This is a genomic window from Rhodoferax saidenbachensis (assembly GCF_031457975.1).
Classification (GTDB): Bacteria; Pseudomonadota; Gammaproteobacteria; order Burkholderiales; family Burkholderiaceae_C; genus Allorhodoferax; species Allorhodoferax saidenbachensis_A.
The window spans coordinates 358,590-378,348 of sequence record NZ_JAVDXO010000003.1; the positions used below are offsets into that span (position 1 = coordinate 358,590).

The following is a 19,759-nucleotide window of genomic DNA, read 5'->3' on the forward strand; positions in this document are numbered from 1 at the left end:
GGCCCAAGCGCCCACACCGAACCGAGTAAAACCATGATCCAAACCCTCAATACCCCCCTGAAGTCCAAGATCTCCGTCAAGAATCTGAACTTCTACTACGGCAAGTTCCACGCCCTCAAAGGCATCAACCTGGAAATCCCCGAGAAGAAGGTCACTGCCTTCATCGGCCCATCGGGCTGTGGCAAGTCCACGCTGCTGCGCATCTTCAACCGTATGTTCGAGCTGTACCCTGAACAGCGTGCCGAAGGCCAAATCCTGCTGGATGGTCAAAACCTGTTGACTAGCAAGGAAGACGTGGCCCTGCTGCGCGCCAAGGTCGGCATGGTGTTCCAGAAGCCCACACCGTTCCCCATGTCCATCTTCGACAACATCGCCTTCGGCGTGAAGTTGTTCGAGTCGCTCAACGCCACTGACATGGAAGAGCGTGTGGAGTGGGCACTGCGCAAATCGGCCCTGTGGACCGAGGTGAAAGACAAGCTGCACCAAAGCGGCTCCAGCCTGTCGGGCGGCCAGCAGCAGCGCCTGTGCATTGCGCGCGGCATCGCCATCAAGCCTGAGGTGCTGCTGCTGGACGAGCCCTGCTCGGCGTTGGACCCGATTTCCACCGCCAAGGTGGAAGAGCTGATCGTCGAACTGAAGAACGACTACACCGTCGTCATCGTGACCCACAACATGCAGCAGGCCGCCCGCTGCAGCGACTTCACCGCCTATATGTACCTGGGCGACCTGGTGGAGTTTGGTGCCACGGAACAGATGTTCTTCAAGCCCACACGCAAAGAGACAGAAGACTACATCACCGGCCGTTTCGGTTGAGAGCAGAGAGGAACCTATGTCCGATAAACATTTGTCTACGCAGTTCGACAGCGAACTGACTTCCGTGTCCTCGCAGGTGATGGAATTGGGCGGTCTGGTCGAATCCCAGATCCGCCAGGCCATCTACGCGCTCTCGCAATTCAGCGTGGAGGTGGCCGATGAAGTCACCGCTCGCGAAGTGCGTGTCAACGCCATGGAGATCGAGATTGACCGCGATCTGTCCTCCATCATTGCCCGCCGCCAGCCCACCGCACGTGACCTGCGTTTGCTGATCGCCATCTCCAAGACCACCGCTAACCTGGAGCGCGTGGGGGATGAGGCCGAGAAGATTGCTCGCATGGTGCGCTCCATCATCCAGAGCGGCGCACCACGCAGCTTGCCGTCGCTGGAGCTGCGCGTGGCGGCGGACCTGGCTTCTGGCCTGCTGAACAAAGCGCTAGACGCGTTTGCCCGCCTGGACGTGAACGCGGCGGTCACCATCCTGAAAGAGGATGACCTGATCGACGCGGAGTTCGATGGCTTTGTGCGCAAGCTGGTCACCTACATGATGGAAGACCCGCGCATGATCTCCCCCAGCCTGGACCTGTTGTTCCTGGCCAAGGCGATTGAGCGTATCGGCGACCATGCCAAGAACATTGCGGAGTTCATCATCTACGTGGTCAAGGGCGAAGATGTTCGTCACACCACCATGGAAAAAATCGAGTCCATCGTCAAATGAGAAACATGCCCGCCGTCTTGATCGTGGAGGACGAATCGGCCATCGCCGAGTTGATTGCCGTGAACCTGCGGCACAACGGATTTCGTCCGCGCTGGGCCATGGACAGCGATTCCGCCCAACGCGAGATTGACGCGGGCCTGCCCGATCTGATCCTGCTGGACTGGATGCTGCCCGGTGAAAGTGGACTGACCCTGGCCAAGCGCTGGCGCACCGATCCGCGCACCAAGGACATCCCCATCATCATGCTCACCGCCCGTGGCGATGAGGCGGACCGTGTGGCAGGACTGGATGCGGGCGCAGACGACTACATTGCCAAGCCGTTTTCCACCAAGGAGCTGCTGGCCCGCGTGCGCGCAGTGCTGCGCCGCCGTGCACCCGAGGATGCGGGTGAGCTGATTGCGATTGCCGGTTTGAGCTTGGACCCCGCCACGCACCGCGTGTCGTTTCAAGAGCAGGCGCTCAAACTTGGGCCTACCGAATTCAAGCTGCTGCATTACCTCATGGGCCACGCCGAGCGCGTGCACAGCCGCGCGCAGTTGCTGGACAAGGTGTGGGGTGACCATGTGTATATCGAAGAACGCACGGTGGATGTGCATGTGAAGCGGCTGCGCGAAGCGCTGGCCCAGGCTGGTGCCATGGTGGAGACTGTGCGCGGCGCGGGCTACCGCCTGACCGCCAAGCCTGCCGTCGCCGTGGTGGCTGACAAGGCCAGCGCCTGACGCGGCGCCCCCTCTATGGTGTGGCGTTTGTTGTCGTTTGTGCTCTTGCAGGGTGTGGCAGGGGCGTTGGGTTGGTATTTGTCTCCCGAGGTGGACCGAATCTGGGGTGCCACTATTGCTGCTGTCGGCGGTGGCTATGTGTGGCTGCTGCTGGATGCATCGCGCGGCATGCGCTTGCTGGGGTGGTTGCGCCGCGGCGAATCCACAGATATTGCGCTGGGCCAGGGCCTGTGGGGCGAGGCGGCAGACCGCATGCGCCGCCTGTTGCGCACCCGCGAACGCCAAGTCATTGAGAGTGAAAGCAAGCTGCAGGATTTTCTGGCGGCGCTGCAGGCCTCTCCGAATGGCGTGGTACTGCTAGACGCGCAGGGGCGTATCGAGTGGTTCAACCAGACGGCAGCCCAGCATTTTGGCTTCGATGTGCGGCGCGACATGCTGCAGCACTTTGGCAACCTGGTGCGCGACCCCGGTTTTGCCGCCTACATCGCTGACCGTGATTTCCGGCACGACGTGGTCATGCCAGGCCGCGATAGCACCAGCTCCAAACCGGTTCAGCTCTCAGTGCATCTGCACCCTTATGGCGAAGGGCGCAACTTGCTGCTGTCGCGGGATATCACAGCGGTGGAGCAGGCCGAGGCCATGCGCCGCGACTTTGTGGCCAATGTCTCTCACGAGATCCGCACGCCGCTGACGGTCCTGGCCGGGTTTGTGGAAACCTTGCAGTCGTTGCCATTGGAAGAGCCCGAGCGTCAGCGCTATCTGGGGCTGATGTCCCAGCAGGCCGAGCGCATGCAGACCTTGGTGAATGATTTGCTCATGCTATCGCGCCTGGAAGGCAGCCCCTTGCCATCGGCCCAGGACTGGGTGTCGGTGCACGGCCTGTTGCGGCAATGTCGGCAAGAAGCCGGTGACTTGTCGCGCATGCTGTGGGGCGAGACCCAGGACATTGCGTTTGACATGGGTGAGGACTCGGAAATCGCCGGTTCCTTGACCGAGCTGCACAGCGCGGTGTTCAACCTGATTGGCAATGCCATCCGTTACACGCCGGCGGACAAGAGCATCCGTGTGGTGTGGCGGGCTTCGCCCGTGGGCGGAGGCATGCTCTCCGTCCAAGACACCGGGCCCGGCATTGCCCCTGAGCATTTGCCACGCCTGACCGAACGCTTTTATCGGATAGACCGTAGCCGCTCGCGCGATACGGGTGGCACGGGTCTGGGTTTGGCCATCGTGAAGCATGTGGCGCAACGCCACGCGGCAGAGTTGAGCATTGAGAGTGTGCCGGGCAAAGGATCGAGTTTTTCGATCTTCTTCTCCCCACCGCGGGTGCGTCCAACCTTGCAGCCTATTCGCCTCGCTGCCTAGTCGGGCAGCTGCGGAGCATCTAGCGGCGGTGCAGCAGCCAGATCGCTTCGCCCTTGTCCACAGGATGGCGCACGAGCGTGTGAGGGGCCCACACCGTGGTGTCGATCTGCTCGCTGACTTCCATGTCAAGCCCTGGTTCGCTCACCAGCCAGGGGCAGGGTGTGGTGGGGTTGCGGTTCTGCAAGTCCACATGACCGTACCACTGTAGGGCGGCGACGTGTGCGGGGTTGACATTGGCTACCTCCACACAGCTCTTGCCCACTAACTGCGCAGTAGTTCGCACCAAAGGCGTGTAGCTTTGCGCATAGTTCAGCAGCGGCATCCACAGGGTCATCAACAGCAGCCAACACAGAGCTGCACCGCCTGCGGGCAGCACCAAACTCTTCCAAATAGCCGCACGGTGGCGTCCCACGCGCCAGCGCACCAGCCATGCCCAGGCCAGCGTAGCCGCCAGAGCGAAGCCCAACGCCACAGCGGAGAAGCTGGGTTCAAAACCCGGGGCCAGACGCGCGACGTTGGCGGCTGGTTGGTGCGGCACACCGGTTTGCATGGCAATCCACACCACCCAGATGGTGAAACCGCAGCCCGAGAAAAACAGCAGGGTGAACCAGTCAATCAGGGCTGCCACCTGCCGCTTGAGGGTAGGCAACGCGAAGGCGGCCAACGATGCCATGGCGGGCAGCGCTAGCAACAGCGTACGGTCTGACGCGCTGGATAGCAGTGTGGCCAGAATGGTGACTAGGGCAAACCAAGTCGGCAATGCCACGTGACGTGCCATGCGCAGGGTAAACAACTGGTGGCGCCATCGCCATACCGTCCATAGCGCTAGCGGCCAACTAGGCCAAGTAAACCAGATCAGCAGTTGGGCATAACCGTTCCAGTCCGCCCAGCTCCAACTGGGCCACACAATTTTCCAACGCCACAAGTTCAGCTCCTTGGCCAAGAGGGCAACCGCCAAGGTAGCCAGCAACATGGCCAGGCTTTCCCACGTGCGTTGTGGCAGTTTGCCTGAGGTCGAGGCTTCTTCAGGTTGTTCGCGCCAGTGCACCACCGCACCACCCAATCCAAACAACACGGCCAGCGCCGGTGCGCCCGAGAGGGCCAGGCCCGCCAAGCCGACGAGCATCGCCACGGCTGGCCCCACCTTGCGGTAAGGCAAGGCGCTTACGGCATAAAACAGCAGGGCACTAAACGCCAGTTGGGCGAGTGCTGGCGTCGTTTCATGTGCCAGCTGGGCGAGCCCCAAGCTGGCCACAAAGGCCAGCACTCCGGCATCGGCCATGGCACGCGCATAGTCGGTCGGCAGTGCCTCGCCGCCAAAAGCAAAGGCTACCGGTTGCGCCAAGGGGCTGCGGCCTAGGTAATAGGTTCCGTACCAGGTGGACAGCAGGGCCAGAGCCATCAACAAGCCAAACGGCACACGCGCCGCAAAGTCCAGTGGCACCCCGGACGATGGTGCCAACTGGATGGCCCAAGCCCCCAGCCAGTAGGGCAGCAGGGCGCCGTTGTCGGGCGTTAGTCCCAGCAGTTCAGGCTGCATCCAGCTTGTCACGCCCTGGGCCAAAGCGCCCATGTAGCCCAAAGCGGCCATGTCTTCGCTGCGCCATGCTTCGCGGCCCAGAAATCCGGCACACACATAGGCCAGGCACAAAAGCACCAGGGCCCAGCGCGGGAGGCGGCGCACGGCCGCTTGGGCCACGATGGCGGGATTGGGGTGGTTCACAGGCGGAGGGAGGAATTCAAAGTCAGGCAAAAAAAAGGCAGCTCGGTTCTCCGGGCTGCCTCTTGTGGGTCAACAGGCCAAGGCCTGAAACCAGAGATTACTTGGCTGCGGTCTTGCCAAAGCGGTTGCGGAACTTCTCCACGCGGCCACCCATGTTGTCCACGGATTTTTGTGTACCAGTGTAGAAAGGGTGCGATTCGCTGGTCGTGTCGAGCTTGAACAGAGGCAGTTTGCGGCCATCTTCCATGTCGATCATTTCCTTGGTGTTGGCGCAGGAACGTGTCACGAACTTGAAGCCGTTGGACATGTCCTGGAAGCACACTTCGCGGTAATTGGGGTGAATGCCTTCTTTCATATCTTCTCCATCAGTTGCGCTAGCCGCATCAGGCCCTCGGGCAAACCTCTGCCCAATTCAAAACCCGTGTACTTGTCGCTAAACCCAAGATTATAGCTTATCCGCCCCGACGCATCATGTCGAAGAACTCGCTGTTGTTCTTCGTGGCACGCATTTGCTTGAGCACCATCTCCATGGACTCGATTTCGTCCATGTTGTAGAGGAACTGGCGCAGGATGCGAGTTTTTTGCAGAATTTCGGGCTGCAATAGCAATTCTTCGCGGCGCGTGCCACTGCGGTTGAGCTGGATGGACGGGAAGACGCGCTTCTCGTACAGGCGGCGGTCCAGGTGAATTTCGGAGTTGCCCGTGCCCTTGAATTCTTCAAAGATCACTTCATCCATGCGGCTGCCGGTGTCGACCAGGGCTGTGGCGATGATGGTCAGCGAGCCGCCTTCCTCCACATTGCGGGCGGCGCCCAGGAAGCGTTTGGGGCGCTGCAAGGCATTGGAGTCCACACCACCGGTCAAGACCTTGCCGGAGGAGGGAACCACGTTGTTATAAGCGCGGGCCAGACGGGTGATCGAGTCGAGCAGGATGACCACGTCTTTTTTCAGCTCGACCAGGCGCTTGGCGCGTTCGATCACCATTTCGGCGACGTGCACGTGGCGGGCCGCGGGTTCGTCGAAGGTAGAGGCAATCACCTCGCCCTTGACGGTGCGCTGCATTTCGGTCACTTCTTCTGGGCGCTCGTCAATGAGCAAGACCATCAAATAGCTGTCGGGGTAGTTGGCGGAAATGGCGTGCGCAATGTGCTGCATCATCACCGTCTTGCCACTCTTGGGCTGGGCCACGATCAGGGCGCGCTGGCCTTTGCCAATAGGGGCAATGATGTCGATCACGCGACCGGTGATGTTCTCTTCGCCCTTGATGTCCTGTTCCAGCTTCATCTGCTCTTTGGGGAACAGCGGCGTCAAGTTTTCAAACATGACCTTGTGCTTGTTGCCTTCGGGCGGGCCACCGTTGACCTTGTCCAGCTTGTTCAGTGCAAAGTAGCGCTCGCCATCCTTGGGAGTACGCACTTCGCCTTCAATCATGTCGCCGGTGTGCAGGTTGAAGCGGCGCACTTGGCTCGGGCTGATGTAGATGTCGTCCGTGCTAGCCGTGTAGCTGGTGTCCGGGCTGCGCAGAAAGCCAAAGCCGTCGGGCAGGATTTCCAGCACGCCGTCCGCAATGATCTGCTCTCCGGTACGGGCCCGCTTCTTGATGATGGCGAACATCAGCTCCTGCTTGCGCATGCGGCCCGTGTTTTCAATCTCAAGTTCTTCGGCTTGCTTGAGGACTTCAGACACGTGCAGTGCCTTGAGTTCGTTTAAGTGCATGGAGTGAGTCCCGGTAAGGGCGTTGACCGATGTTCGGCGAATTACAAAAATCTGGGGGAATGGGGGAGAGGCAAAACTGGGTAAGCGCCTCTGCGTTCTGTGCCGGGAATCGGCGCCTGCCTTGGAATGGGCGGGTGAACGGGATTTATTATGACAGGAAAACGCAACCGTGCTGCAGTGTCACGGTTGCGGGTTGCAGATTTGGCGTTTTAGGCCAGTTGCTGGTCGATAAACGCAGTCAGTTGGGCCTTGCTCAGGGCGCCAACCTTGGTAGCGGCCAATTGGCCACCCTTGAACAGCATCAGGGTGGGGATGCCGCGGATGCCGAACTTGGCAGGGATGTCGCGGTTTTCGTCCACATTCATCTTGGCCACTTGCAGCTTGCCTTCATAGGTGGTCGAAACTTCGTCCAGGATGGGGGCGATCATCTTGCAAGGGCCGCACCACTCTGCCCAGTAGTCCACGAGGATGGGCTGTGCCGCACCCAGTACATCGGCTTCAAATGTGGCATCGGTAACGTGTTTGATGAGTTCGCTGGCCATGATGGTTTCCTTTGGGAGATTGCTATAACAGCTAAAGTTGCGGCATTGTGACAGAAACCAAGCCCACCACCGATGCCTTTGCGCCTATGGCCAGCATAGCCAAAAACGATTTTCCAAAGGCGCTCAGGGCCTTTGCATATGGCGTAGAACATCCCGCTATGGCCTTGTGGGTGGCCCCCGAAACCGGGCTGTTGGCGCGCATTGCCGCCGAAATACAGCGTCTGGGCGCCCACCCCGCCCGCACGCTGGTGCTGCTGCCCTATGCCCAATTGTTGCCGCTGGCCCAGCGCCTGTGGCCCAGCACCTTTCCCTTGGGGTTTGCGCCCCGGTTTGAAACCACCTTGAACTGGGTGGCGGCCAACGGTGGGTTTACGCCCAGTCCTTTGGACATTACCTTTGATGCGGCCATGGACACCTTGACTGCCCAGGCCTTGCTGGCCCGTAGCGGCATGGCGGGGAGGGAAGACCTGGCACCTTTGCTGGTACAGGCCGCCTGCCAATTGGCACCCTTGGCCGCTGCCGTGGGGCCGCAGGGGCGTGCCGCCTGGGCGCAGTCGGCCAGGTTTCAGGCGGTGCTGGGCATGGAAAGTGAGGCCCTGGCCTGGGAGGCGCAGGTGGCGCGGGTCGCTGTGGAATGGGCTGCTGCCTCGGCCTATGCCAGCGATGCGCTGTTTGATGCCGATGCAGTGGCGTCGTTGGACTGTTTGATTCTGGTGCAGGGGCTGGCTGCAGACCCGTTGGCCGCGGGCTTACAGCCGCTGTGGCAACACAAGCTGGTCGCACTGCCACTGGCCACTGGCATTGTGGAGCCCGTTGTTGCCGTGGCGTTGCATGCCTGTCTGGACGCAGAAGACGAAGCCCAGCGCGCGGCGGCCTGCGCTCTGCGCCATATTGCAGAAGACCGGTTTCCATTGGCGCTGGTGTCGTCCGACCGGGCGCTGACGCGCCGGGTACGCGCCATGCTGGAGGGCGCCGGTGTGCGCATGCGCGATGAAAACGGCTGGAAGCTATCAACCAGCCTGGCGGCCGCCTCTGTGATGGCGGGGCTGCGCGCGGCAGTGTGGAATGCCTCGGCGGATGCCGTGCTGGCCTGGCTCAAGCAATCGCCGGCGGCCCAGCCTTGGGTACACCGGCTGGAGCGCGCGTTGCGGCGCGACCAGATACGGGACTGGCGCGATGCTGCGACGATGCCAAGCCTGGTGCGTGATCCCAGCCTGGTGGAAGCCCATGCCACCGTGCAGGCTTGGCGAGGTGGCTTGACGGGGCGCAAGTCGTTGCAGGCTTGGCTGGCAGCGCTGGAACAGGCGCTGCAAGCCGGCGGCTTGTGGCCGCAACTACAGCAGGACGGTGCTGGTGCCGAGGTGCTGGCGGCGTTGCGTCTGGCACCTGAAGACCCGGCCCGCTGGACCGGGTTGCTGGCGCAAGCCCTGTGGGCCCAGAGCAAATGGGATTTGACTGAATTCACCGCCTGGGTGAACCATGCGCTGGAGAGCACCAGTTTTCAGCCTGATTACCCCGATGAAGAGCAGGTGGTGATCTTGCCCATGAGCCAGATGCTGGGCCGACCCTTTGCGGCCGTGGTGCTGGCGGGATGCGACGAGGTGCGCCTGAACCCGTCCCCTGAACCTCCCGGCGGCTGGACGCCCGTGCAACGCGCGGCACTGGGCTTGCCCGCGCGCGCTGATCTGGAGGTGCAACTGCGCGCAGCCTGGCAGTTTGCGTTGCAGTCGCCGCAGTGCGATGTGCTGTGGCGCACCAGTGACGACGCGGGCGAGGCCTTGATGCCCAGCGCCTTGGTGCAACTGCTGCAACTTCAACAACCGGATCTTCTTTGGGCCAAGGAGCCGCGTGCCTTGCGCGCAATGCCGATGGCTCCCGTGGCGCCGCCCCAGCCGCATGGCGACCAAGTCCCCGTGGCGCAACTTTCTGCCAGTGCCTACGAAGACTTGCGCCAATGCCCTTATCGGTTTTTCGCCCTGCGCCAGCTGGGGCTGAAATCAGACGATGAGTTGGATGCCGGTGTCGACAAACGCGACTTTGGCCTCTGGCTGCATGCAGTGCTGCAACGCTTCCATGAGGCGCTGGCTGCGCAGCCGATGGCCGAACGGACCAGGCGCTCCGCGCTGCTGGACCAGATGGCCGAGGCGCAGACCGCGGCCATGGCCTTGCCACAGGGCGAGTTCTTGCCGTTTGCTGCGGCCTGGCCCGCGGTGCGGGATGGCTATCTGCAATGGTTGGACAAGTACGAGGCAGAAGGCGGAATGTTTGCCAGTGGTGAGACCTCGCACACCCAGCGCATTGGCAGTTTAAAGCTGGTCGGTCGGATTGACCGCACCGACACCCTGAAGGACGGTTCGGTGATGGTGCTGGACTACAAGACCGAGCCCACGGCGAAGACGCGATTGCGCGTGAAGGACCCCATGGAGGACACGCAGATTGCCTTCTATGCGGCGCTGCTGCCGCACGATACGTTGCGTGCGGCCTATGTGAATGTGGGCGAGCGCGATGGCACCGTGCTGTGCGAGCAGACCGACGTGGTGCACGCGCGCGATGCGCTGATCGCCGGCATGCTGGACGACATGCAGCGCATTGCCGAGGGCGAACCGTTGCCCGCCTTGGGCGATGGTGTGGCCTGCGACTTTTGCCAGGCGCGCGGCCTGTGCCGCAAAGACGGGTGGGCCGCCGCATGAGCACCGCCGCCGCGTTTGAACACAACGGCGCGCTGGTCGAGCGCCAGCGCTTCTACGAGATTGCCTGTGATCCGCGCCGCAGCGTGGCGGTAGAGGCCTGTGCCGGTGCGGGCAAGACCTGGATGCTGGTCTCGCGCATGGTGCGGGCGCTGCTGGAGGGTGCTGCGCCGCAAGACATTCTGGCCATCACCTTTACCAAGAAGGCAGCCGGCGAAATGCGCCAGCGCCTGCAGGAATGGTTGCACGAATTTGCTGCGGCGGATGACGCTGCGCTGCGGGGGGCCTTGCAGCAGCGCGGTCTGCGTGGCGAGCCTACGGCCGCACAGCTGCAAACCCTGCGTGGCCTGCACGCTCAGCTGCTGGGCAGCGGGCGGCCGGTGCAGATACGCACCTTCCACAGCTGGTTTGCGGCGCTGCTGCGTAGCGCGCCGCTGGCGGTGCTGCACCAGATGGGCTTGCCCACGCAGTACGAGCTGTTGGAAAACGATGCCCAGGCCGTGGCGCAGGTGTGGGGGCGTTTTCAAAGCCGCATCGTGCAGGACGACATAGCCAGCGCCGACTACCGTGTCGCCGTAGCCACCTTTGGCCGCCACCAGACGCACAAAGCGCTGGAGGCCGCACTCAACAAACGCACCGAATTTGCACTGGCCGATGCCCAGGGCGTGGTGGATGCCTCAGTGGCCCACTTCGTAGCGCAGTATCCGGACTTTGTCGGACTACTGGCCCCGCAAGACCGTTTGGCCCAGCCAGCGGTGCAGCAGTTGCTTTGGGACAGCGCGCGTGCGCTGGGTGCCAGCACGCTGGTTACCGCAACCAAACAGGCCTCCGCCCTGGAGCGCGCCCTGACCGACGGTGACATGGCTGGCATGGTGGATGCGCTGATGACGCAAAAGGGCACGCCGCGCAAGTTCAGTGACAAGCTGGCGGGTATTGCCACGGTGCAAGCCGCGCAGGCGCTGCTGGCCCAGGTGGTGGATGCGCGGGCACAGCACGAAGCCTGGCTGCACCAGCAGCGCATGGCGCGACTGGCACGTGGCCTGTTGGAGGACTACGCGGCCCTCAAACGCGAGCGCGGTTGGATTGACATGGGCGACCTGGAGCGCGCTGCGCTCACGCTGATGTCGGATGTGGAACTCAGCGGCTGGGTGCAGGAACGGCTGGATGCCCGCGTGCGCCATTTGCTGATTGACGAGTTTCAGGACACCAACCCGCTGCAGTGGCAGGCGCTCAGCAGCTGGCTGTCGTCGTACGCTGGGGCGGGCAATGCGCCCAGTGTGTTCATTGTGGGCGACCCCAAGCAAAGCATTTACCGCTTCCGCCGCGCCGAGCCGCAGGTGTTCCGCGCAGCCAAGGCCTTTGTGGTGCAGGGGCTGGGCGGTGACCTGCTGAGCTGCGACCACACGCGACGCAACGCGCCCGCCATCATTGGCGTGGTGAACGCCGTGATGGCGCAGGCGCAGAGCGAAGGCGCGTTTGACGGCTTCCGCGACCACAGCACCGAGTCGCAGGCACTGGGCACGGTGCTGCACCTGCCGCGCATAGAGCGCGACATCGGCGAGGCGGAGGACGCCAGCGCACCCGAGGCCGTGTGGCGCGACAGCCTGACTGTGCCGCGCCACGAGGTTGAGGACACACGCAAGACCCTGGAATGTCGCCAAGCCGCCCGCTGGCTGGCGCAGCAACTGGCACAGCCCGGCAGCACTCTGCTGCCCCAGCACGTGATGGTGCTGGCGCGCAAACGTGAGCGTTTGGCGCTCATGCAGCAGGAACTGGCGCAACTGCACATCCCCGCCCAGCAGCCCGAGAAGAATGAACTGGGCGATGCCCCCGAGGTGCAAGACCTGGTGGCTCTGCTCGACGTGCTGGTGTCGCCCCAGCATGACCTCTCCATGGCGCGCGCGCTCAAGTCTCCGCTGTTCAGTGCCAGCGATGACGATCTGGTGGCTCTGGTGCTGCAGCAGCGCGCCCTGCAGGCCCAAGCCCGCGCGGTGGACGACACCCCCCCCACTGTGAGCTGGCTGGAAACCCTGCAGACGGCCACCGCTTTGCCGCCTGCCCTGCAACCCTTGGGTGCCACGCTGGCCCGATGGAAGCAGTGGCTGGACACGCTGCCCCCGCACGATGCACTGAGTGCCATCTATGACGACGGCGATGTGCTCGCGCGCTTTGCCGCGGCGGCGCCCGCCACACTGCGCGACAGCGTGCTGGCCAATGTGCGGGCGCTGCTCAACGCCGTGCTGCAGGTAGACGGTGGGCGCTACACCACGGCCTATGGCTTGGTGCGCGCACTGCGCGCCGGTGGCATTGCGGCGCCAGTGCGGGCCGATTCACGCGCCGTGCGTCTGCTGACCATCCACGGTGCCAAGGGGCTGGAGGCACCGCTGGTGCTGATGCTGGACACCGATGGCGAGCCCAACAAATCCGAGACCATGGGTGTGCTGGTGGACTGGCCGGGTGAAGACGCGTACCCGCGCCGCTTTGTATTCCTGGCCAGCGAATCACGCCCACCCGCCTGCGTGGCCGACACGCTGGCGGCCGAGCAGCAGGCGCGCAGCCGCGAAGAGCTCAACGCTCTCTACGTGGCGCTGACCCGCACCCAGACCACGCTGGTGCTTTCCAGCATGGCGCCGCACCGCGAGAGCCCGGGCAGTTGGTGGCAGCGTCTGCAGGCCCACGCCAGCGAGGCGCCATGGCCGCTGGGCGACACCGCACCTGCTGCACCGTTGGCGTTGGCAGGGGTTGATACTGGCGTTGTCGCTCTGAAAGTATTGCCAAATCTGCCTCTAGCCCCCGTCGATAGTGCGCGAACAGCTCCTGTTTTGGTAGCAGAGGTGGTGCCCGACAGCCTGGATTCCCGCGTCGGTCAGGCCATGCACCGGCTGCTGGAATGGGCGCCCTGGAATGACCAACACCTGCTGCGCGCGGGTCAGGCCTTTGCGCTGGACGCTGCGCAGACCCAGACGGCGGCCCGTATGGCGCAGGCCATTTTGCAAGGCGAGGGCGCTTGGGCCTGGGACGCAGAGGTGCTGCAGTGGCACGCGAACGAGGTGGCCATCACCCACCAGGGCCGCGTGCTGCGCATGGACCGCCTGGTGCAGCGCCGCGACGACAATAGCTGGTGGGTGCTGGACTACAAGTCCACCGCCCGCCCGCAAGAACAGGCCGAGCTGCGTGCCCAACTTTTGACCTACCGCAGCGTCGTGCAACTGGCCTATCCCGGCCAGACCGTGCGCGCTGCCTTTTTGACGCCCCAGGGGCGCCTGATAGAACTTACCCCGGATATTCCTTGAATGACTGTTTCTGATTCCTCGCCCGTCACCCTGTCTCCATTGCCCTTGTTGGAGGTGGAGGTCGCGGTCATTGGCGGCGGCCCCGCGGGCCTGATGGCCGCGCAGGTGCTGGCCGATGCCGGTGTGGCAGTGCACCTGTTTGACGCCATGCCCAGCGTGGGCCGCAAGTTTTTGCTGGCCGGCAAGGGCGGGCTCAATCTCACCCATTCGGACGAGCCCGAGCGCTTTGCCAGCCGCTATGGCGCTCGGCGTGAAGTCATAGCCCCGCTGCTGCAGGGGCTGGATGCCGACGGCCTGCGCGCCTGGGCGCTCGGCCTGGGCATTGAGACCTTTGTCGGCACCTCGGGCCGCGTGTTTCCCAAGGACATGAAAGCTGCGCCGCTGCTGCGCGCCTGGCTGCAGCGCCTGCGCAACCCGACGCAGGCGGATGCGGTGGGCGTGCAATTCCACATGCGCCACCGCTGGGTGGGCTGGGATGCGCAAACATTGCTGTTGGACACTCCGCAAGGGCGCCAGCCCGTGCGGGCCAAAGCCACGGTGCTGGCGCTGGGCGGCGGCAGTTGGGCTCGCCTGGGGTCTGATGGGGCCTGGGTGCCCTTGCTGGCGCAGCAGGGCGTGACTGTGGCGCCACTGCTGCCTGCCAACTGTGGCTTTGAAGTGCAGGGAGGCTGGAGCGAGTTTTTCCGCACCAAGTTTGCGGGTCAGCCGTTCAAGTCGGTGGCGATCGCGTTTTCCAACACCGAAGGGGTGACGTTTCAACGCAAGGGCGAATTTGTGGCCACGGCTACCGGGGTGGAGGGCAGCCTCGTGTACGCCGTGTCCGGCCTGCTGCGCGATGAGATTTTGCGCACCAGGAGTGCCACCTTCCATCTGGATTTGCTGCCCGCCATGCCGCTGGAGAAGGTGCTGACCGAGGTCAGCCACCCACGTGGCAGCCGTTCGCTGTCCAGCCACCTGAAAAGCCGCCTGCACCTGGATGGCATCAAGTCTGCCATCCTGCATGAGTTGCTTCCCAAGGAGGCGGTGAACGACCCAGCCCGCTTGGCCGCTGCCATCAAAGCCTTGCCCATCACCCTCCAGGCCACGCGTCCGCTGGATGAAGCCATCAGCACGGCTGGCGGGGTGTTGTTTGAAGTGCTGACATCGGAGCTGATGCTGTCGCAGTTGCCTGGCGTGTTCTGTGCGGGCGAGATGCTGGACTGGGAGGCCCCCACCGGGGGTTATCTGCTACAGGCTTGCTTCGCCAGCGGCGCCAAGGCCGGGCAGGGCGTGCTGGCCTATTTGCGGGGCTGAGGCTCGCCCGCTGCGGCGGGGTCAGACGGGTAGGCGGGGTGCGGCGGCACGCACGCAGTTGCGTCCGCCGTGTTTGGCCTCGTAGAGGGCCTTGTCGGCGTCGGCCACCAGGGTGGCCGGGGTGGTGCTGGCGTCGGGGATGGCGCTGGCCACGCCAAAGCTGGCGGTGATGCGCAGGCTTTGCCCTTCGATCGGAATTGCCAACCCGGCGATGTCTTCGCGGAACTCTTCGGCCAGCTCCAGCGCGTCGCCCAGGGTGCTGTTGATCAATAGCACCACAAACTCTTCCCCGCCGTAACGGGCCAGCACGTCGCCAGCGCGCTGCACCTTCTGGCGCATGTATTCGGCCAGGTAGCGCAGGCAGGCATCGCCCGCCGGGTGGCCCCATGTGTCGTTGACGGACTTGAAGTGGTCGATGTCAAACAACATCAATGCCAGTGGCTGCTTGAGTCGGCTGGCGCGCTTGTGCTCGGAGGCCAGTGCCAGGTCAAAGTAGGCGCGGTTGCCCACCTGAGTGAGGCCATCGGTGTGGGACAGGCGCTGCAACTCTGCATTCACGGTCTGCAGCTTGGACAGTGCCTCGTTGAGTTCGTCGGTACGGTCGCGTACCCGGCTTTCCAACTCGCGGTTGGCCTGGGCGGTGGATTCGATCAGCGCGCGCTGTGATTCGCGCGCCTTGCGGGCATGCGCCAAGGCAATGGCCTGGGCGTCGATGCGCAGGCTGCGGTCGGTGTTGATGCGGTCGGCCAGCGTGAACGAGAGCAGTATGACCAGCATCAGTGCGCCGATTTGTGAGGCGTTCTCGGTCCAGAAGTTGGCTGGAAGAATGCCGAACTTGCCAATCGTTAGCACGCACACCCCCACCAGCACCGATGTCCAGGCCAGGCAGTAAAAGCGTGCAAACCGCGCACCTTTCCACCAGCGCCAGTAGCCAATGCCCAGCGCCACCACAGCCACCGTCAGGATCATGACCGAGTTCACCCGGATGATGAGCTCGTAGGGGATGTAAAAGCTGGTCAACAGCAGGCCCCCATTGACCCATGCCAGGGTCTGGACCGACCAATAGGCGGTTTTGGAGAAGCGCCTGAGTTTGAGAAAACTGCTGGCAAACAAACAGGCCGAGATGCAGGCTGTGGCAATGAACACCGGCACCGCCTCGCTGTTCCAGCGGATCTCGTTGGGCCACAGGTAGGCAAAGGCATAGCCCCACAGCGTGGCCCAGAACAGCAGGTAGCTGGACACAAAGGCGATGTAGTAGAGGTAGTTCACATCGCGAGTGGCCAAGAACACGAACAGGTTGTAAACAATCATCACCACCAGAATGCCCAGCACGGCACCGGCCAGCAGGTGTTCGCGCGCGGCGGCTTCGAAAAATGCGGCGGGCTCCCACAGGCGCAGGGGCGCCTCAATGGTGCCGCTGGAGGCCAGGCGCAGATAGATCTCTTGCGGGCCGGGCACCAGCGTGAGCGGCATCACGAAGTTTTGGTGCTGCACCACGCGCTGGGCAAAGGGTTGCTCGTCCCCCAGCGCATAGCGGGTCTGCACCTCGCCGGCTACCAGGTGAAACAGCCGCACATCGTCCAGAAAAGGCCGTGGCAATTCCAGCAGGCGCTGTTGGGGTTTGTCGGTGGGGTTGTTGATGACAAACCGGAACCAGTAGGCCTTGTCGGTAAAGCCAAAGTTGGGGCTGGTTCGGTCTATGGTTTGCCAGGCCTGGCCGGGCAATCGGACCTGCTCCAGTTTGGCGGCGCGGCTGCCGTCCACCAAGTAGCCCATGCGGGTGCCAATGTCCTGGCTGGTTCCGGTGGTTTCGGACAGCAGGAGTGTGGGGAAGCTAGGGTCGGCAGGCGCCGTGAGTGCGCAGGTCGCGCTAACGCCAAGCGCCAGCAACGCTGAGAAAATCCAACGAGAGAGCGCCTTGAAACTCAATCCTGGAATTCCTCAAGGGTGAGAAAGGGGAGTTGACGAGCCTGACCCCGGCACTGGCTCCACAGTTAGGGCTGCTTGGTTCCCCACCTGACCCGGTTGGCCGCTTCACCATGCGGGAAGGCCCGTCAAGGCGCATTGTACCCAATGCGGGGCGGCGCTTTCTCAATTCTCACAACAGGTTGGGCTGGGTGTTGGCATCCGAGGTGAAGCGGTAGCCATTGCGTCCACCGGCCTTGGTTTTGTACATGGCGCGGTCGGCGTTGTTGATGATGTCTTCCGAGGTGGCCCCGTTCTCTGGGAACTGGCTGATGCCGATGCTGAACTCCACATGTATCGGGTTTTCTCCAAAGGGCATCGGCGTCTTGAGCACCGCCAGCAGCTTCTCGGTGAAGCCTGCAATCTGTTCCCGCTGCGAAAAATTGTCCAGCAGCACCACAAACTCATCGCCTCCCAGACGGGCGACAGTGTCCACTTTGCGTGTGCTGCCGGCCAGGCGCTGGGCTACCGTTCGGAGTACGGCATCGCCCGCGGCGTGACCCAGCGTGTCGTTGATCTGTTTGAAGTTGTCCACGTCAATGAACAGCAACGCAAATTCTTCATCATTGCGCAGCGCACGTGCGATGGCCTGCTCCAGCCGCTCCATGAACATGCGCCGGTTGGGCAGGTCGGTCAGCATGTCGTGCTGGGCCAGGTGTTCCAGTTCTTCGCGGCTGTCCTGCAGGTCTTCCACCTGGCGCTTGATCAGGTTTTGCATGTGCTGAAAGCTGCGCGCCAGCATGCCGATTTCGTCCTGGCGCGCCACCGGCAGGCTGAGCATATGGTTGTCGTTGGAGAAGCGCTGGATGGCCATATTCATCATGTTGATGGGCCGGGTAATGGCGCGTGCCAGAAATATGGCCAACACCAGGCAGCCCAGGCATACCAGTGCCACGATGCGCAGGATGCCTGCACCCAGCTGGTCGGCCTGTCGCAGCACGCTCTCTAGGGGTTGGGCCAGGCCCAAAATCAAGCGGTCTTCACCGCTGGCCACATCCAGCGGGCGCCCCATAAAACTGAGCAGAATAGGCGCGTCGGCATAGGCGCCCTGGTTGGATTGGGCGAAGGCTTTGGTAGCTTTTCCGGTGACCAAGTCTGCGGTTTCAGGAAACTCCTGCTGCACCAGGTAGCGTCGGCCCTTGTCGAAACCAAAGGCGTGTGTGGGATCAGGGTGGATCAGAAAGTCTCCGTTGCGGTTGGCCAGAAACAGCTGGAAATCTGGCGGCAAATCTGCCGACAGCATGGCAAACACGCCATTCAGGTCCACATTGATCACCAACACGCCAAACACGGTACCCCGGGCGTCGGTCACCGGTGTGGCCAGTTGCACCGTGGGGCGCTCCAGCCCGGCGTGGGCGCCACGCTCATGGTTGATGGTGATGGGCGACAAGTAGGTCTCGCCGAAAGGCAGCTTCAGGGTTTCATAGACGTAGGGGAAGTGGCCTTTTTCCTGCAAATCATCACCGGTGACGCGCAGCAGCGTGCCGCTGTCGCGGTCCACCCGCACCTGCTCCGGGCCGCCGTCTTGCACGGAGATCAGCCGCACCTGAAAGTAAGCCGGGTTGGCCTCCATGACCAATTCGAACAGGGTGACCAGCTGTTGTTCGGATGCCGGGCCTTTGCCCTGCAAGCTGGCCAGCGCTGCCGGGTGGGTGGCCAGTACCAGCAGGTTGCGCGAGATTTCCTGCCGGGTCAGCGCTAGGCGCCGTGCCAGCACCTGCGTGGAGGTGAGCAGTTCGTTTTGTGCACTTTGCACCAGCAGGCTGCGGCTCACGCTGAAGGCGTAAAACCCGGTGAACCCGGACACCAGCATGCCCACCAGTGCCAGCACCAGCGCCAGGCGCGAGGTGATGCCGAACTTCACGGCGCCAGCACCTTGTTGGCCCGGTCACCCGAAACAATGCGCGACCACAGCAAGTTACGGCGGTCTACGTCTTCTACGGGTTCCAGCCAGATCAGCCGGTCACCAGGGTGCAGGTAGGGCGACTCGGACGTGGTGTTGGCCAGGCCCTGGCGGCTCAGCAGCACTTGACCGGGTTCGGGCTCCAGCATGTAGTCGATCCAGGCCTCAGCCAGCGCCATGTTTTTGGCGCCGCGCGTGATGGCCCAGCAGTCCAACCAAGCCAACGCCCCTTCCTTGGGGATGGTGTAGCCCACATTCAGGCCGGCCGCTTGCAGTAGCTTGACCTGTTGCGAGCCATAGTTGGCAAACAGCAGGGCGGCCTTGCTGCGCTTGAACCACTCCACCGACTCTTCGGGCTGGGTGTAGAAGGTCAACGCATTGCGCCGCAGTGCCAACAACTGTTGCACGGCGGCGGGCCATTCCTTGGCGTCTACCTGAAAGGGGGTTTTGTCGCCCAGCATTTGGGCTGCCAGAGAGAAATTGTGCGTGCCCCCGTTGTAGACCAGCACCCGGCCCTTGTATTTCGGATCCCACAGTGCCTGTATGGAGTTGGGCGGTGTGGCAAATTGCGCGCGGTCGTAGATCAGCCCCATTTCGGAGTAGGTGTAGGGCACCGCATAGGCTTGGTTGCCATGCACGATGCCCGGAATGCTCTTGAGCTGCTGAAAGCGGGGTAACTGCAGGTGGGTGTTGGGGATGGCGCGGGTGTTGATGGGCACCACCAAGCCTTTGGGGATATAGCGCTGTAGCTCGGCCGTGTTGACGGCAAACAGGTCGAAGTCTTCGGCCTGGTTTTGGGTGATGCGTTGCCACAGCACTTCGTCCGAATCGACGAAGGTGATCTCTACCCGGGCGCCAGTGCGCTGCTCAAAGGCTTTGACCACGTCGGGGTCGGCGTAGCCGGGCCAGGCCAGTACCCGCAACACATCGCCAGCGTGGGCCACCAGAGGCATGACGCACATCAGCCACGCACAGAGCAGCTGTGGCAGGCGTTGGCGCAGGCGGGACAGCATGGTGTGGATGGAG

Annotated in this window: 14 protein-coding genes and 1 other RNA gene; 7 read left to right on the top strand and 8 right to left on the bottom strand. The window is 63.0% G+C overall.

All coding sequences use genetic code 11. The annotated features are described in order from the left end of the window. The first annotated feature begins 33 nt into the window (after positions 1-33). From pstB to phoR, 4 genes are read left to right on the top strand one after another with little or no spacing between them, the layout of a single operon-like run. Positions 34-813, top strand: coding sequence for a phosphate ABC transporter ATP-binding protein PstB (pstB, locus tag J2X15_RS09705; protein WP_310342032.1), 780 nt, complete (start codon positions 34-36; stop codon positions 811-813). 16 nt (positions 814-829) lie between these two features. Then, the gene (phoU, locus tag J2X15_RS09710) at positions 830-1,531 is read left to right on the top strand and encodes a phosphate signaling complex protein PhoU (protein WP_310342034.1); all 702 of its coding nucleotides are present in this window, start codon (positions 830-832) and stop codon (positions 1,529-1,531) included. After that, complete coding sequence (gene phoB, locus J2X15_RS09715) at positions 1,528-2,250, top strand: phosphate regulon transcriptional regulator PhoB (protein WP_310342036.1); 723 nt, start codon at positions 1,528-1,530, stop codon at positions 2,248-2,250. The genes phoU and phoB overlap by 4 nt, the downstream gene beginning before the upstream one ends. Before the next feature lie 15 nt (positions 2,251-2,265). Then, complete coding sequence (gene phoR / locus J2X15_RS09720; RefSeq protein ID WP_310342039.1) at positions 2,266-3,612, top strand: phosphate regulon sensor histidine kinase PhoR; 1,347 nt, start codon at positions 2,266-2,268, stop codon at positions 3,610-3,612. A gap of 19 nt (positions 3,613-3,631) precedes the next feature. Here the strand turns inward: phoR and J2X15_RS09725 are convergent, their stop codons facing one another. The 4 genes from J2X15_RS09725 to trxA all read right to left on the bottom strand — a co-directional run bounded on the left by J2X15_RS09725 (position 3,632) and on the right by trxA (position 7,592). Further along, positions 3,632-5,335, bottom strand: coding sequence for a hypothetical protein (locus J2X15_RS09725; RefSeq protein ID WP_310342042.1), 1,704 nt, complete (start codon positions 5,333-5,335; stop codon positions 3,632-3,634). 97 nt (positions 5,336-5,432) lie between these two features. After that, positions 5,433-5,690 (bottom strand): type B 50S ribosomal protein L31, encoded by a 258-nt coding sequence (locus J2X15_RS09730; RefSeq protein WP_138516054.1) that lies wholly within the window; start codon positions 5,688-5,690, stop codon positions 5,433-5,435. Between the two features lie 97 nt (positions 5,691-5,787). Beyond that, entirely contained in the window at positions 5,788-7,050 is a 1,263-nt protein-coding gene (gene rho / locus J2X15_RS09735) for a transcription termination factor Rho (RefSeq protein ID WP_310342052.1), read from the bottom strand. A gap of 209 nt (positions 7,051-7,259) precedes the next feature. Then, the gene (gene trxA / locus J2X15_RS09740) at positions 7,260-7,592 is read right to left on the bottom strand and encodes a thioredoxin TrxA (RefSeq protein WP_310342054.1); all 333 of its coding nucleotides are present in this window, start codon (positions 7,590-7,592) and stop codon (positions 7,260-7,262) included. Positions 7,593-7,750: 158 nt separating this feature from the next. Here trxA and J2X15_RS09745 point away from each other — a divergent pair, with 158 nt between their 5' ends. From J2X15_RS09745 to J2X15_RS09755, 3 genes are read left to right on the top strand one after another with little or no spacing between them, the layout of a single operon-like run. After that, a complete protein-coding gene (locus J2X15_RS09745) occupies positions 7,751-10,282 on the top strand; it encodes a PD-(D/E)XK nuclease family protein (RefSeq protein ID WP_310342057.1) in 2,532 nt (843 codons plus the stop codon). Continuing rightward, complete coding sequence (locus J2X15_RS09750; protein ID WP_310342060.1) at positions 10,279-13,572, top strand: UvrD-helicase domain-containing protein; 3,294 nt, start codon at positions 10,279-10,281, stop codon at positions 13,570-13,572. Before J2X15_RS09745 ends, J2X15_RS09750 begins: the two co-directional genes overlap by 4 nt. Further along, on the top strand, positions 13,573-14,865 hold the full coding sequence (locus J2X15_RS09755; protein ID WP_310342063.1) for a TIGR03862 family flavoprotein: 1,293 nt from the start codon (positions 13,573-13,575) through the stop codon (positions 14,863-14,865). It begins immediately after the preceding gene. 21 nt (positions 14,866-14,886) lie between these two features. Here the strand turns inward: J2X15_RS09755 and J2X15_RS09760 are convergent, their stop codons facing one another. The 4 genes from J2X15_RS09760 to J2X15_RS09775 all read right to left on the bottom strand — a co-directional run bounded on the left by J2X15_RS09760 (position 14,887) and on the right by J2X15_RS09775 (position 19,746). Continuing rightward, a complete protein-coding gene (locus J2X15_RS09760) occupies positions 14,887-16,794 on the bottom strand; it encodes a sensor domain-containing diguanylate cyclase (RefSeq protein ID WP_310342067.1) in 1,908 nt (635 codons plus the stop codon). Positions 16,795-16,825: 31 nt separating this feature from the next. Next, an RNA gene (gene ffs / locus J2X15_RS09765) (signal recognition particle sRNA small type) lies at positions 16,826-16,921 on the bottom strand. A gap of 42 nt (positions 16,922-16,963) precedes the next feature. Further along, entirely contained in the window at positions 16,964-18,694 is a 1,731-nt protein-coding gene (locus J2X15_RS09770; RefSeq protein WP_310342070.1) for a diguanylate cyclase domain-containing protein, read from the bottom strand. Beyond that, positions 18,691-19,746, bottom strand: coding sequence for an extracellular solute-binding protein (locus J2X15_RS09775; RefSeq protein WP_310342073.1), 1,056 nt, complete (start codon positions 19,744-19,746; stop codon positions 18,691-18,693). The genes J2X15_RS09770 and J2X15_RS09775 overlap by 4 nt, the downstream gene beginning before the upstream one ends. Positions 19,747-19,759: the final 13 nt, after the last annotated feature.